The following is a 14,356-nucleotide window of genomic DNA, read 5'->3' on the forward strand; positions in this document are numbered from 1 at the left end:
CGAATGAGAGAAAATTATGACCCAACACGACCAACTACATCGTTACCTGTTTGAAAACTTTGCCGTTCGCGGTGAACTGGTAACGGTTTCAGACACCTGGCAGCAAATCATGCAAAACCATGATTACCCAGCCCCGGTAAAAACCATTCTTGGTGAATTGCTGGTCGCAACCAGTCTACTGACTGCAACGCTGAAGTTTGATGGTGATATTACTGTGCAATTGCAGGGTGATGGCCCAATGACCCTTGCAGTGATTAACGGCAACAATAACCAGCAAATGCGTGGTGTTGCGCGTTTTAAAGGTGATATCCCTGCCGATGCGGATCTGAAAACGTTGGTTGGCAATGGCTATCTGGTCATTACTATCACCCCGGCTCAAGGAGAGCGTTACCAGGGTGTTGTCGGGCTTGAAGGTGATACTCTGGCGGCATGTCTGGAAGATTACTTCTTACGTTCCGAGCAGTTGCCAACGCGTCTGTTTATTCGTACTGGTGATGTTGAAGGCAAACCAGCTGCGGGCGGCATGTTGCTGCAAGTTCTGCCAGCGCAAGATGCGCAGGCTGACGACTTCAACCACCTGGCGGCACTGACTGAAACCATCAAGGCTGAAGAGTTATTGACCCTGCCAGCTAATGACGTGCTGTGGCGTTTGTACCACGAAGAAGAAGTGACACTTTACGATCCGCAAGACGTTGAATTTAAGTGTACTTGTTCACGCGAACGCTGTGCCGATGCACTAAGAACTCTGCCTGATGAAGAAGTGAATAGCATCATTGCAGAAGAAGGCGAAATCGACATGAACTGTGATTACTGCGGTAATCACTATGTGTTCAACGCCATGGACATTGCAGAGATCCGCAACAACGCATCCCCAGCCGATCCGCAAGTGCATTAATGCCTTCTGCCCTTCCGTTTGTGGAAGGGCAAATCTGCGTTTCATAGAATTGAGTGCTTAATCACACCTCGTCCGTTAATCGCACTATTTTTTAACATATTCAGAATATTTTCCCTGCCGTATTAGCATTTCCTGCCATACTCTCACCCCGTTGTGACTCGCTTCACAGCGTTTTCCGCTATACCCAAGCTATTCAAAATGCCGGTAGGCGGCAATCGAGTGAATCCCGATGAGCTTACTCAAGTAAGTGATTCGGGTAAATGAGAGCAGCCAACACCCCCGCATTTTGAAGGGCGAAGGGTATATATGGATTCGAGTGGATGCTCAAATCTATGATAGGTGTCGCGGTTAACAACCAATAAACAACCCTACAATCTCAGGCAGTACAAATTGGCTAAGGAGCAGTGAAATGCGAGTTAAAGGCATAACCCCGCAAGATCTCAAGGCTTATGGAATTCATGACGCAAGTGAAGTGGTTTACAACCCCGATTACGACACTCTGTATCACGAAGAACTCAATCCCAATCTGGAAGGTTTTGAGCGCGGCATAGAAACCAATCTCGGTGCAATAGCTGTAGATACCGGCATATTTACCGGCCGCTCCCCAAAAGATAAATACATCGTCCGTGACGACACCACCCGCGACACTCTGTGGTGGGCAGATAACGGCAAAGGTAAAAACGACAATAAACCGCTAAGTGAAGAAACCTGGCAGCATCTGAAAGGTCTGGTTACTACACAACTCTCTGGCAAACGCCTCTTTATTATTGATGCTTACTGCGGTGCGAATGCAGACACCCGTCTGTCGGTGCGTTTTATTACCGAAGTGGCCTGGCAGGCTCACTTCGTTAAGAACATGTTCATCCGTCCAACCGAAGAAGAGCTTGAAACATTCGAAGCAGATTTTGTGGTAATGAATGGCGCCAAGTGCACCAACCCACAATGGAAAGAGCAGGGTTTGAACTCTGAAAACTTCATCGCGTTTAACCTCACCGAGCGCGTGCAGCTTATTGGCGGCACTTGGTACGGTGGCGAAATGAAGAAAGGGATGTTCTCGATCATGAACTACCTGCTGCCGCTAAAAGGCATCGCTTCAATGCACTGTTCGGCAAACGTCGGCGAAAAAGGCGATGTTGCTGTGTTCTTTGGCCTGTCTGGAACAGGCAAAACAACGCTTTCTACCGATCCGAAACGCCGCCTGATTGGTGATGACGAACACGGATGGGACGATGACGGCGTGTTCAACTTCGAAGGTGGTTGCTACGCAAAAACGATTCGTTTATCCCAGGAAGCAGAGCCAGAAATTTATAATGCGATTCGTCGTGACGCGCTGCTGGAAAACGTAACGGTACGTGCCGATGGTTCAATTGATTTTGACGACGGTTCGAAAACCGAGAACACTCGAGTTTCTTACCCGATTTACCACATCGAAAACATCGTTCAGCCGGTTTCGAAAGCCGGGCATGCCAAGAAAGTTATCTTCCTGACTGCTGATGCTTTTGGTGTATTGCCACCGGTTTCGCGCCTGACTGCCAACCAAACCCAGTATCACTTCCTGTCAGGCTTCACGGCCAAACTTGCGGGTACCGAGCGTGGCATTACTGAACCGACTCCAACTTTCTCTTCCTGTTTTGGCGCTGCATTCTTATCGCTGCACCCGACACAATACGCAGAAGTGCTGGTGAAACGCATGCAGGCGGCAGGTGCACAGGCCTATCTGGTTAACACTGGCTGGAATGGCACAGGTAAGCGTATCTCCATTAAAGACACGCGCGCGATTATCGACGCTATTCTCAATGGTTCTCTGGACGATACCGAAACCTTCACGCTGCCAATCTTTGGTCTTGCTGTTCCAACAGCACTGGCAGGTGTGGAAGCCAATATTCTGGATCCGCGTAAAACGTACGCATCACCAGAACAGTGGCAGGAAAAATCGGAGCAGCTGGCTAAGTTGTTTATCGAGAACTTCGAGAAATATACCGACACTCCAGCGGGTGCAGCCCTTGTAAGCGCAGGGCCAAAGCTTTAATTTTCGAATAGCAAATGAGTTCGTAAGGTGGATTGGCGCAAGTGACATCCACCATCTACGCTAACCCGACCTACAAAAAAGCGAACCTTAAAGGTTCGCTTTTTTATTTATCACTCAGCTTTCTTTTAGCTGGCTGACCGTTTTGTTCATCGGTAACGGTAAATAAGCCCGTATCCGCAAACCGCCCCGCTCGCTAACGCCGATATCCAACAGGCCGTTATGGTTGTCGATAATACGCTGCACAATCGCCAGCCCTAAACCGGTGCCGCTGGTGCTCCGCGCGCTATCGCCACGCACAAAAGGCTGGAACAGGTGTTTGAGCTGGTCAGGTTTAATCCCTGGGCCGTCATCTTCCACCTGGAACCAGGCGCGGTTTAACTCGCCGCCACTGCTGACTTTAATCCAGCCATTTCCGTAACGCGCAGCATTCACCACCATATTGGCCACGGCACGTTTAATGGATAACGGGTGGATGTTGACCAGCAATTCGCCGGCTTGCAGATCGGTGTCGATTTCTCGCTCGTATCCACTTTCCGCAGCCACCACTTCGCCCAACACGGTATTGAGATCGGCAGTTTCCAGCGGCATCTCTTGCCCTGTACGCAGGTAATCGATGAACTGCTCGATTATCGCATTACACTCTTCGATATCTTTGTTAATCGATTCAGACAGATAGCCATCTTCTTCACTCATCATTTCTGTTGCCAGACGAATACGAGTGAGGGGGGTACGCAGATCGTGACTAACACCCGCCATTAGCAGCGTGCGGTCATCGGCGAGTTGCTTCACACCAGCAGCCATATGGTTGAAGGCTCGCGTTACCGAGCGCACCTCAGAAGCACCATATTCACGAAGCGGTGGTGGAATGATCCCCTTACCTACTTGCAAAGCAGCATGTTCAAGGTCAACCAAGGGTCGGTTCTGAATACGAATAAACAGCCATGCGCCACCTATCGCCAGCAGCATTATTGCAAGCGTATAGCGGAACAGTGGTGAGAAGTCGCCCTGATGAATTTCAGTCAGAGGAACGCGAACCCAGATATTCGGTGACAGCCAAGTCTTCAACCAGACAACTGGCGAGCTTTTGTTAACCTCAACACGAACTTCGGTTGGGCCACCCAACTGCTGCGCCATTTGATGGCTGAGGAATTCGTAATGCTGAGCCCAACGTAAACCCGCGTCTTCCGCCGCTTCATTGGAATAAAGAGAGATACCCAATTCACGGTAGATTTCACGCCGAAATGCAGGCGGAACCACCAGTTGCGTGCCATCTTCCAGTTGCAGCTTATCGGTCATCAGCATACGGACTTCGTAAGCCAGTACCTTATTAAACTGTTGCAAACTCGGCAGAATGGCGAAGTTCAACACCACAAGATATGTCGTCACCAGGCTGACGAACAGCAAGGTGACGATCAGTAACAGCGTGCGTGCAAACGAGCTTCTGGGGGAGAAGCGGACTCGCCTCATGCCTTGGAACCGTCCGGCACGAATACGTAGCCCAGGCCCCATACGGTCTGGATATAGCGTGGATGCGCAGGGTCTTCTTCAACCATGCGGCGCAGGCGGGAGATCTGCACGTCAATAGAACGTTCCATCGCACTGTATTCACGGCCACGGGCCAGGTTCATCAGCTTATCGCGTGATAATGGCTCACGAGGGTGGCTCACCAGTGCTTTCAGCACCGCGAACTCGCCGCTGGTTAATGGCATAGGCTCATCTTCACGGAACATCTCACGGGTGCCGAGGTTCAGCTTAAACTTACCAAACGCAATAACCGCCTCTTCCTGAGAAGGAGCGCCCGGCAGTTCATTGGCCTGGCGGCGCAGAACAGCACGGATACGCGCAAGCAGTTCACGCGGGTTAAATGGTTTTGGAATGTAGTCATCGGCACCAATTTCCAGACCAACAATACGGTCAACTTCTTCGCCTTTGGCGGTGACCATAATGATTGGCATTGGATTGCTTTGACTGCGCAGACGGCGACAAATAGACAAGCCATCTTCACCTGGTAGCATCAGATCAAGCACCATCAGGTGGAAGGACTCACGGGTTAGCAGGCGATCCATCTGTTCTGCGTTAGCAACGCTACGGACCTGGAAGCCTTGTTCGGTGAGATAACGTTCTAACAGCGCGCGCAGGCGCATGTCGTCATCCACGACCAGAATCTTATAATTCTCTTGCATTCTTATACTCCCAAAGGCACGAACAGTGAGTGCGTATTCTTAAAAAACTGGAGCGTTACGACCAGTCAAATCTGGTATATATTCTAGTCGAAATTGTTACAAAGCATATTAAACAGATGGTTATAGGCACTTTTTAACACAGAATAATGACTTACTTCGCAAATCTCCGGGATTACCATCACCCTGATATTTCGGTTTAAATCACCTTTAATTGTTTCACCCATGCAAGGCTTGCTGATGAAAACGCCATTAATTACCCGCGAAGGCTATGAAAAGCTCAAACAAGAAAAGGACTACTTGTGGCGTGAAGAGCGTCCAGAGGTGACAAAAAAGGTCACCTGGGCGGCAAGCCTTGGCGATCGCAGTGAAAATGCCGACTACCAGTACAACAAAAAACGTCTGCGAGAAATAGATCGTAGAGTGCGTTATCTCACGAAATGCCTCGAACAGTTGAAGATTGTCGACTATTCGCCACAACAGGAAGGCAAAGTGTTCTTCGGCGCGTGGGTTGAGATTGAAAACGATGCAGGAAACCAGATGCGTTTTCGCATTGTGGGCTACGACGAAATTTTTGGGCGCAGAGACTACATCTCTATCGATTCGCCGATGGCGCGTGCGTTGCTGAAAAAAGAAGTCGGCGACTTGGCCATCGTGCAAACACCTGCCGGTGAAGCGCAGTGGTACGTTAACGAAATCGAGTATGTGAAATAGCCCGCAGGCCAGCAACAGAACCGTCCGATTCATCACCTCTCGGGCGCTGTAGCTGGCATTTTTGCCCTCCAATCCGTATAACTACACCCCTGATATGTCAGTCTACACAGATGAAAAAACCATGATGAATGATTCACTCTGCCGCATTATTGCCAGCGAGCTTAAGGCCAGAAATGAACAGGTTGACGCCGCCGTTCGCCTGCTGGATGAAGGGAATACCGTGCCGTTTATTGCACGTTATCGTAAGGAAGTCACCGGCGGTCTGGACGACACGCAACTGCGTCAACTGGAAACTCGTCTGGGCTATCTGCGCGAATTAGAAGACCGTCGCCAGACGATCCTCAAGTCCATTACCGAACAAGGCAAACTGACCGACGAGCTCGCCGCAGCCATCAACGGCACGCTGAGCAAAACCGAGCTCGAAGACCTCTATTTGCCGTATAAACAAAAGCGTCGCACACGTGGCCAGATTGCTATCGAAGCAGGTCTGGAGCCGCTGGCTGAGTTGCTGTGGAATGACCCTTCCCACACGCCGGAAGAAGCCGCTGCAAGTTATGTTGACGCCGATAAAGGTGTTGCCGATACCAAAGCCGCACTCGATGGCGCACGCTACATTCTGATGGAGCGTTTTGCCGAAGATGCGGCGTTGCTGGCAAAAGTGCGTAACTACTTGTGGAAGAACGCGCACCTGGTCGCAAACGTGGTTGCAGGCAAAGAGGAAGAAGGCGCGAAATTCCGCGACTATTTCGACCATCACGAACCGATTGCCACCGCTCCTTCTCACCGCGCCCTCGCCATGTTCCGTGGCCGTAACGAAGGCATTTTACAGCTCGCGCTGAATGCCGATCCGCAACACGATGAACCACCGCGTGAAAGCTATTGTGAACAAATCATTATCGACCATCTCGGTTTGCGCCTGAACAATGCTCCGGCAGACACCTGGCGCCGCGCAGTGGTGAGCTGGACCTGGCGCATTAAAGTGCTGATGCACCTTGAGACGGAGCTGATGGGTACAGTACGTGAACGCGCCGAAGACGAAGCGATCAACGTTTTTGCCCGTAACCTGCATGATTTATTGATGGCAGCCCCTGCTGGACTGCGTGCGACTATGGGTCTCGACCCAGGTTTGCGTACCGGCGTGAAAGTGGCAGTAGTTGATGCAACTGGCAAACTTGTTGCCACCGACACCATTTACCCACACACCGGGCAGTCCGCGAAAGCTGCTGTTGCAGTTGCTGCACTGTGCGAAAAACACAACGTTGAGCTGGTTGCTATTGGCAACGGCACAGCATCGCGTGAAACCGAGCGCTTCTTCCTCGATGTGCAGGAGCAATTCCCGAAAGTCACCGCACAAAAAGTGATTGTCAGCGAAGCGGGCGCATCGGTGTATTCCGCATCCGAGCTTGCAGCGCTGGAATTCCCTGATTTAGACGTATCTATTCGTGGCGCAGTTTCCATTGCTCGCCGCCTGCAAGACCCACTGGCTGAGCTGGTGAAAATCGATCCTAAATCTATCGGTGTCGGCCAGTATCAACACGATGTCAGCCAGTCTCAACTGGCGAAGAAACTGGATGCGGTAGTCGAAGACTGCGTAAACGCCGTGGGCGTGGATCTGAACACCGCCTCTGTGCCGTTACTGACGCGCGTGGCAGGTTTAACGCGCATGATGGCGCAGAACATCGTTAACTGGCGTGATGAAAATGGCCGTTTCAAGAATCGCCAGCAGTTGCTGAAAGTGAGCCGTCTGGGGCCAAAAGCGTTCGAGCAGTGTGCGGGCTTCCTGCGTATTAACCATGGTGATAATCCGCTGGATGCCTCCACCGTTCACCCGGAAGCGTACCCGATTGTTGAACGCATTCTGGCCGCGACCGAACAGGCGCTCCAGGATTTGATGGGCAACGGCGAAGCGTTACGTGGCCTGAGCCCACGTGATTTCACCGATGAGCGTTTTGGTGTGCCAACGGTTACCGACATCATCAAAGAGCTGGAAAAACCAGGCCGTGACCCGCGTCCTGAGTTCAAAACCGCGAAGTTTGCCGATGGTGTTGAAACCATGAATGACCTTCAGCCTGGCATGGTGTTGGAAGGGGCTGTCACGAACGTGACCAACTTCGGCGCGTTTGTCGATATCGGCGTGCATCAGGATGGTTTAGTCCACATCTCCTCACTTTCCGACAAGTTCATCGACGACCCGCACAAAGTGGTGAAAGCCGGTGATATCGTCAAGGTGAAAGTCATGGAAGTGGATCTGGCGCGCAAACGTATTGCCCTGACCATGCGTCTGGACGAGCAACCTGGTGAAACCACGCGTCGTAGCAGCGCACCGCGTGAGCAAAACGAGCGCCGCCCGGTACAACAGCAGAAACCTCGTGGGCGTGACAACGCCAACAGCAGTAGCGCAGGCAACAGCGCGATGAGTGATGCACTGGCAGCAGCATTGGGTAAGAAACGTTAACTCTTAATGCTGATTTCCCCCTCTCCTTTCATCAGGAGGGGGCGGAATAAACCTGCATCTATTCCCCAGCGTTAAATTCAGCACAATTTGCCTCTTTCATGCCCGGCAGCTAATGAATAACATTTCTTTAGCATGCGCGATAATTCTTCAGAAAATAGAGTGAGTTTGCGATAGATCAATTTTCGCAAAAATATAAAAACATCACTAATATTTATCAAACATGTAACACATGAAATATCATGACAACATTACCAGAGATAAAATAATAAAATTAGCATTTTAAAATAAACATAACATACTGTTATTAATCAATTTTATATAAAAACAGCATATACACCCAACATTTCTAATAAATAAAATCCCCCTGAAAAAATAAATTCAAACGAGTCATTCGCCACAAAAATAATTATTGAAGAGAGAAACCATTCTCATTATCATTGATTTGTTCGTTATTTCTCCTCAATGCCCAACGATATTTTTAAATACCCGAGCCCAACTCTAAGTAGGTCCTATGCGTTTCTTACCAAGTAGTGCGTGGAAGATTACCGGCTTTTCCAGCGAAATTAGTCCGTCATACCGCCAAAAATTATTATCACTCGGTATGTTGCCTGGTTCTTCATTCAACGTTGTACGTGTTGCGCCGTTAGGCGATCCGATTCATATCGAAACACGTCGCGTCAGTTTGGTACTACGTAAAAAAGATCTCGAATTACTGCATGTTGAAGCCATTGCCTGATTGGCGGGGTGAGCGCTCGCGCTCGTTGCTATTTTCTTTAAGTTCACGAAAAAAATGAAAAAATTAACTATCGGCTTAATCGGTAACCCTAACTCCGGAAAAACCACGTTGTTCAACCAGCTCACCGGTTCACGCCAGCGAGTGGGTAACTGGGCGGGCGTTACCGTAGAACGTAAAGAAGGTCAGTTTTCAACGCTTGCGCATCAGGTCACACTTGTTGATCTGCCAGGTACCTACTCGCTGACCACCATTTCATCGCAAACTTCTCTGGATGAACAAATTGCCTGCCACTACATCCTGAGTGGTGATGCAGACTTACTGATAAATGTCGTCGATGCATCCAACCTTGAGCGCAATTTATATCTGACGCTGCAATTGCTCGAACTCGGCATTCCGTGTGTCGTCGCGCTCAACATGCTCGACATCGCCGAGAAGCAAGATATTCGCATTGATATCGACGCGCTGGCCGCCCGACTGGGTTGTCCGGTTGTACCGCTGGTTTCCACTCGTGGCCGTGGCATGGAAGGCCTGAAACTGGCAATCGACCGCCGCCAGCCAAACACGCATAGCGATTTAGTGCTTTATCCGCCAAAATTAATTGAAGAAGCCGACAAACTGGCCACTGAAATGCCTTCCGATATGCCCGCACAGCAGCGCCGTTGGTTAGCGCTGCAAATGCTGGAGGGCGATATCTACAGCCGTGAATATGCCGGTCATGCCGCTGACAAACTGGACGCGGTGCGTGCACAGCTCGCTGAAGAGAACGAAGATCCAGCACTGCTGATTGCCGATGCACGTTATCAAACCATCGCCGCTATCTGTGATTCCATCAGCAACAGTCTGACCGCCGAACCGCATCGTTTAACAGCAATGATGGATAAAATCATCCTTAACCGTTTCCTCGGTTTGCCTGTGTTCCTGCTGGTGATGTACCTGATGTTCCTGCTGGCGATTAACATCGGTGGCGCATTGCAGCCCATTTTTGACGGCGGTTCAGCGGCCATCTTTATCCACGGTATTCAGTGGATTGGGGCCACACTTCACTTCCCAAGCTGGCTGACGATTTTCTTAGCGCAAGGTATCGGTGGTGGTATCAACACCGTGCTGCCACTGGTGCCGCAAATCGGCATGATGTACCTGTTCCTCTCATTCCTTGAAGACTCCGGTTACATGGCGCGTGCGGCATTCGTTATGGACCGCCTGATGCAATCCCTCGGCTTGCCGGGTAAATCATTTGTCCCGTTGATCGTCGGCTTTGGCTGTAACGTGCCTTCGGTGATGGGTGCGCGTACGCTCGATGCCCCGCGTGAACGCCTGATGACCATCATGATGGCGCCGTTTATGTCATGCGGTGCACGTCTTGCCATCTTTGCAGTATTTGCCGCCGCGTTCTTCGGGCAGCAAGGCGCGCTGGTTGTCTTCTCGCTCTATATTCTGGGCATCGTGATGGCGATTCTGACCGGCCTGATGCTCAAGCACACCATCATGCGCGGTGAAGCAACACCGTTTGTGATGGAGCTGCCGGTGTATCACGTTCCGCACCTGAAAAGCCTGCTGCTGCAAACCTGGCAACGCCTGAAAGGTTTCGTGCTGCGTGCCGGTAAAGTTATCGTCATCGTCAGTATTTTCATTGGTGCGCTAAATAGCTTCTCGTTTAGCGGTAAAGAAGTGGACAACATCAATGATTCGGCGCTGGCATCGGTTAGCCGCGTGCTGACCCCGTTGCTCAAACCGATTGGCGTCCACGAAGATAACTGGCAGGCGACCGTTGGCCTGTTTACTGGCGCAATGGCGAAAGAAGTGGTTGTCGGTACATTGAACACGCTTTACACCGCTGAAGACATGCACGAAGAACCGTTTGATGCTGCAAGCTTCAACTTGCTCGACGAGTTAGGCAGTGCTGCCGGTGAAACCTGGCAAAGCCTGAAAGACACCTTTAGCCTGAGCGTGCTGCTCAACCCAATCGAAGCCAGCAAAGGCGATGGTGAAATGGCAAGCGGCGCAATGGGCGTGATGAGCAGCAAATTTGGCAGCCCGGCTGCGGCCTATAGCTACCTGATTTTCGTTCTGCTCTACATCCCATGTATTTCGGTGATGGGCGCAGTGGCCCGTGAATCAAGCCGTGGCTGGATGATGTTCTCGGTACTGTGGGGGCTGAATATCGCCTATTCACTTTCCACGCTTTACTACCAGACAGTGACATTTAGTGCCCATCCGCAATTCAGCCTGGTCTGTATTCTTGCGGTAGTGTTGTTCAACGTGCTGTTGATTGGCGGCCTGCGCCGGGCGCGTAGCCGTGTGGATGTCAGCATCATGTCGACCCGTAAAACAGTCACCGCGCCCTGCTGTAAAAGCAGCGCTGGCGATTGCCACTAAGGAGAAGGTATGGCGAGTTTAATTGAGATTCGTGATGCGCTGGCGCTGCAAGGCCGCCTGGATGCGACGCAAATTAGCCAACAGCTCGCCACACCTTTGCCATTGGTGAACGCCATGCTAGGTCGTCTTGAAGCAATGGGCAAAGCGATGCGCATCACCGAAGACCCGAGTGATTGCCTGACCGGCAGCTGTAAAAGCTGCCCGGAAGGTAAGAAATGTGTTCGGGAAGTGTGGGCGCTGCGGGCATGAAACTAAAAACGGCGGGCCAATCCCCGCCGTTTTCTATTAAATCTGTTTCTGAAACTCCACCACCACCCGGCAAAATTCCTGCGGATGCGAAATAAACGGCGCGTGTGCTGCTTTCGGGAAAATCACCGCTTTGCTTTGCGGCCAACGCTCATCCAGCAAGCCCGCGATTTTACGTGGTACCAGCCCATCAAGATGCCCATATAAGCGCAAGAACGGCACCGTAAGCTGACTCAACGAATCGCGCAAATCTGCCGTTTTCAGGATTTCCAGGCCGCCGTTTAGCACTTCTACAGTCGGCATAGGCTGCTCAAGCACAACCGCTTTCAGGCGGCGAGCATCCTGCCGTGCAGTTTCTGTACCCAACGTTTGCAACGCCAGAAAACGCTCCACGGTACGCTGAAAATCTTCGCTTAGTTGGTGCTGGAAGTTCGCCAGCACTTCCGGTTTGATTCCCGGCCAGTCGTCATTTGCAGCAAAACAGGGGGACGATGCAACCGTGATTAACCCTTTCACACGTTCGGGATTACCCAGCGCAATCTGACTCGCCACCAGCCCGCCCAAACTCCAGCCCATCCAGATTGCGCGTTCCGGCGCTTGCGCCAGTACAACTTCAGCCATTTCTTCAAGTGTCAGCGCGCCGAAATCCTGGCTACGGCCATAGCCCGGCAAATCGACCAGATGAAGGTGAAAATGCGAGCCGAGTTCCTCGGTAATGTAATGCCACACTTCCGCGTTCAGTCCCCATCCGTGCAGCAGCACAAGATCGACTTTTCCCTCACCTTTTGTCTGCCACCAAAGCTTGCTCATCAGTTACTGTTCTCATTTTTCTACGCAAGGAAGCGAATATGCTAACAATCCCAGGGTTGTGTTGGCTATGCCGGATGCCACTCGCGTGCGCACATTGGGGAGTTTGTTCATGCTGCGCCAAAGCATTACCCTCTCCACCGCCCTGTTGCCCGTGTTGTGGTTTGCCCAGCGCCAATACGCGTGTGGCCTGTGGTCGCTGCCTACAAAAACCGCCCGCGTGGGATTCACTGGTGTTTGTCACCGATTATTGTTCGCCGTTAAAGCAGCTCGTTCAGCATTTTAAATTTAACGCCACCGTGGCGCTGGCTCCGGCTTTAGCGCGTTTACTGCTGCTGAAAGTGCTGGCGACCAGAGACCACAAAGCGGATTGCATCGTTAGTGTTCCGCTGCATTCACGCCGCGTCTGGCGCCGTGGCTTTAATCAAAGTGACCTGCTGGCAAGACGCCTTGCACATTGGCTGCAATGTGACTATTTTCCTAAAGGAATCAGGCGGATTCGCGCAACGCCAACACAGCTCCAACTCACCGCCCGAATGCGGCGAACTAACCTTAAAGGGGCTTTCAGGGTTGATTTTCCCGTGGCAGGCCGCCATATAATTATTGTGGATGATGTCGTCACGACGGGCAGTACGGTGGCGGAAATTGCGCGAATGCTGAAAAAGCAGGGCGCGGCGACTATCCAGGTGTGGTGCCTTTGTCGAACCTTGTAGACCCTCGATGATGGGCGTATTATAACCGACTAAAATAGTCAACTATTGAGCAATCGTTATGATCCGTATTTCCGATACAGCACAATCCCACTTTGCCAAACTGCTGGCAGGTCAGGAAGAAGGGACGCAAATTCGCGTATTCGTCATCAATCCTGGTACTCCAAATGCGGAGTGCGGGGTTTCTTACTGTCCGCCGGATGCGGTAGAAGCATCAGATACTGCCCTCAAATTCGAGCAGTTGACCGCATATGTCGATGAATTGAGCAAACCTTATCTTGAAGATGCTGAAATTGATTTCGTCACCGACCAGCTTGGTTCACAGCTGACGCTGAAAGCGCCAAACGCCAAAATGCGTAAAGTTTCCGATGATGCGCCTTTGATGGAGCGCGTTGAATATATGCTGCAAGCGACGGTAAACCCACAGCTGGCAGGCCACGGTGGTCGCGTTACGCTGATGGAAATTACCGACGAAGGTTTTGCGATTCTGCAATTTGGCGGCGGTTGTAACGGCTGTTCAATGGTAGACGTGACCCTGAAAGAAGGCATCGAGAAGCAACTGCTGGCAGAGTTCCCTGAACTGAAAGGCGTTCGTGATTTGACCGAACACCAGCGTGGCGAACACTCGTACTACTGATTTTCACCCTCATCCCGGCCCTCTCCCGCAGGAGAGGGAGCAAATTCTGGGCTGTCTCTTATACGCAACTTTGAAGGGCAGTTCCTGCCAATTCGGAGAAGGTTCCGTTCACGAGGCGAAAGTGTATTTATGTCGCCTCGGAACAGGTGAACGTCTTAGGGTGGCCACCGTCGCCACCCTAAGAACCCGGACTCCCGGCAAATAAATCGCCGCAAGCGGTAAACCTCCATTTTGCCTCCGTGTCAGGGTCGGTTGCGATTCGTTCCCGACGATCGCGCCCTCCAGCCGTTCCCGACGGCTGGCCCCTGCCACCTGGAGTCAAAATGGAGGCGATTTAAGCCGGACCCGAAAGTCAAAGTCAAAAGCCAGATCGGTTTTGACCTTGTTCCCGGCTTCAATCGCACCGTTTTTTACCCTTCAGTTGGGGTCACGTGGTCGGGAACCACGTGAGAGAGCGATCGTCTGGAACGAATCGCGAACGACCCCGAATGTTGGGTGAAAAACGGTGTTTACCGCTTTAGCGGCGATTGATTTGCCGGGCGCCTGGATTATTAAGGAGTTGGCGTTAACT

The 14,356-nt window shown here is 51.4% G+C and carries 12 protein-coding genes; 9 read left to right on the plus strand and 3 right to left on the minus strand.

Annotated elements, in window-relative coordinates; translation table 11 throughout:
* The first annotated feature begins 16 nt into the window (after nucleotides 1–16).
* On the plus strand, nucleotides 17–895 hold the full coding sequence (hslO, locus tag LVQ79_RS02660) for an Hsp33 family molecular chaperone HslO (RefSeq protein ID WP_232863795.1): 879 nt from the start codon (nucleotides 17–19) through the stop codon (nucleotides 893–895).
* Nucleotides 896–1,304: 409 nt separating this feature from the next.
* A complete protein-coding gene (pckA, locus tag LVQ79_RS02665) occupies nucleotides 1,305–2,924 on the plus strand; it encodes a phosphoenolpyruvate carboxykinase (ATP) (RefSeq protein WP_232863797.1) in 1,620 nt (539 codons plus the stop codon).
* Between the two features lie 114 nt (nucleotides 2,925–3,038).
* Here pckA and envZ read toward each other — a convergent pair whose 3' ends face one another.
* Both envZ and ompR read right to left on the minus strand, forming a co-directional pair.
* Nucleotides 3,039–4,391 (minus strand): two-component system sensor histidine kinase EnvZ, encoded by a 1,353-nt coding sequence (gene envZ / locus LVQ79_RS02670; RefSeq protein WP_151993674.1) that lies wholly within the window; start codon nucleotides 4,389–4,391, stop codon nucleotides 3,039–3,041.
* Entirely contained in the window at nucleotides 4,388–5,107 is a 720-nt protein-coding gene (gene ompR, locus LVQ79_RS02675) for an osmolarity response regulator transcription factor OmpR (protein ID WP_001157751.1), read from the minus strand. The genes envZ and ompR overlap by 4 nt, the downstream gene beginning before the upstream one ends.
* A gap of 237 nt (nucleotides 5,108–5,344) precedes the next feature.
* On the opposite strand from ompR, the gene greB reads away from it, so the two are divergent.
* From greB to feoC, 5 genes are all read left to right on the plus strand, one after another.
* Nucleotides 5,345–5,818, plus strand: a complete 474-nt coding sequence (gene greB / locus LVQ79_RS02680; RefSeq protein WP_064514344.1) for a transcription elongation factor GreB — start codon at nucleotides 5,345–5,347, stop codon at nucleotides 5,816–5,818.
* Between the two features lie 121 nt (nucleotides 5,819–5,939).
* Entirely contained in the window at nucleotides 5,940–8,273 is a 2,334-nt protein-coding gene (locus tag LVQ79_RS02685; RefSeq protein ID WP_232863798.1) for a Tex family protein, read from the plus strand.
* Nucleotides 8,274–8,784: 511 nt separating this feature from the next.
* Nucleotides 8,785–9,009 (plus strand): ferrous iron transporter A, encoded by a 225-nt coding sequence (feoA, locus tag LVQ79_RS02690; protein WP_064514348.1) that lies wholly within the window; start codon nucleotides 8,785–8,787, stop codon nucleotides 9,007–9,009.
* Nucleotides 9,010–9,063: 54 nt separating this feature from the next.
* Nucleotides 9,064–11,385 (plus strand): Fe(2+) transporter permease subunit FeoB, encoded by a 2,322-nt coding sequence (gene feoB, locus LVQ79_RS02695; protein WP_232863802.1) that lies wholly within the window; start codon nucleotides 9,064–9,066, stop codon nucleotides 11,383–11,385.
* Between the two features lie 9 nt (nucleotides 11,386–11,394).
* Entirely contained in the window at nucleotides 11,395–11,634 is a 240-nt protein-coding gene (gene feoC / locus LVQ79_RS02700) for a [Fe-S]-dependent transcriptional repressor FeoC (RefSeq protein ID WP_232863803.1), read from the plus strand.
* A gap of 36 nt (nucleotides 11,635–11,670) precedes the next feature.
* Here the strand turns inward: feoC and bioH are convergent, their stop codons facing one another.
* Complete coding sequence (gene bioH / locus LVQ79_RS02705; RefSeq protein ID WP_232863804.1) at nucleotides 11,671–12,441, minus strand: pimeloyl-ACP methyl ester esterase BioH; 771 nt, start codon at nucleotides 12,439–12,441, stop codon at nucleotides 11,671–11,673.
* A 38-nt stretch (nucleotides 12,442–12,479) separates the two neighbouring features.
* Here bioH and gntX point away from each other — a divergent pair, with 38 nt between their 5' ends.
* Complete coding sequence (gene gntX, locus LVQ79_RS02710; protein ID WP_232863805.1) at nucleotides 12,480–13,151, plus strand: DNA utilization protein GntX; 672 nt, start codon at nucleotides 12,480–12,482, stop codon at nucleotides 13,149–13,151.
* Between the two features lie 58 nt (nucleotides 13,152–13,209).
* Complete coding sequence (gene nfuA / locus LVQ79_RS02715) at nucleotides 13,210–13,785, plus strand: Fe-S biogenesis protein NfuA (protein ID WP_064542768.1); 576 nt, start codon at nucleotides 13,210–13,212, stop codon at nucleotides 13,783–13,785.
* Nucleotides 13,786–14,356 lie beyond the last annotated feature (571 nt).

It is taken from the genome of Buttiauxella cochleicola (assembly GCF_021282405.1).
In the GTDB taxonomy this organism is placed as follows: Bacteria; Pseudomonadota; Gammaproteobacteria; order Enterobacterales; family Enterobacteriaceae; genus Buttiauxella; species Buttiauxella massiliensis.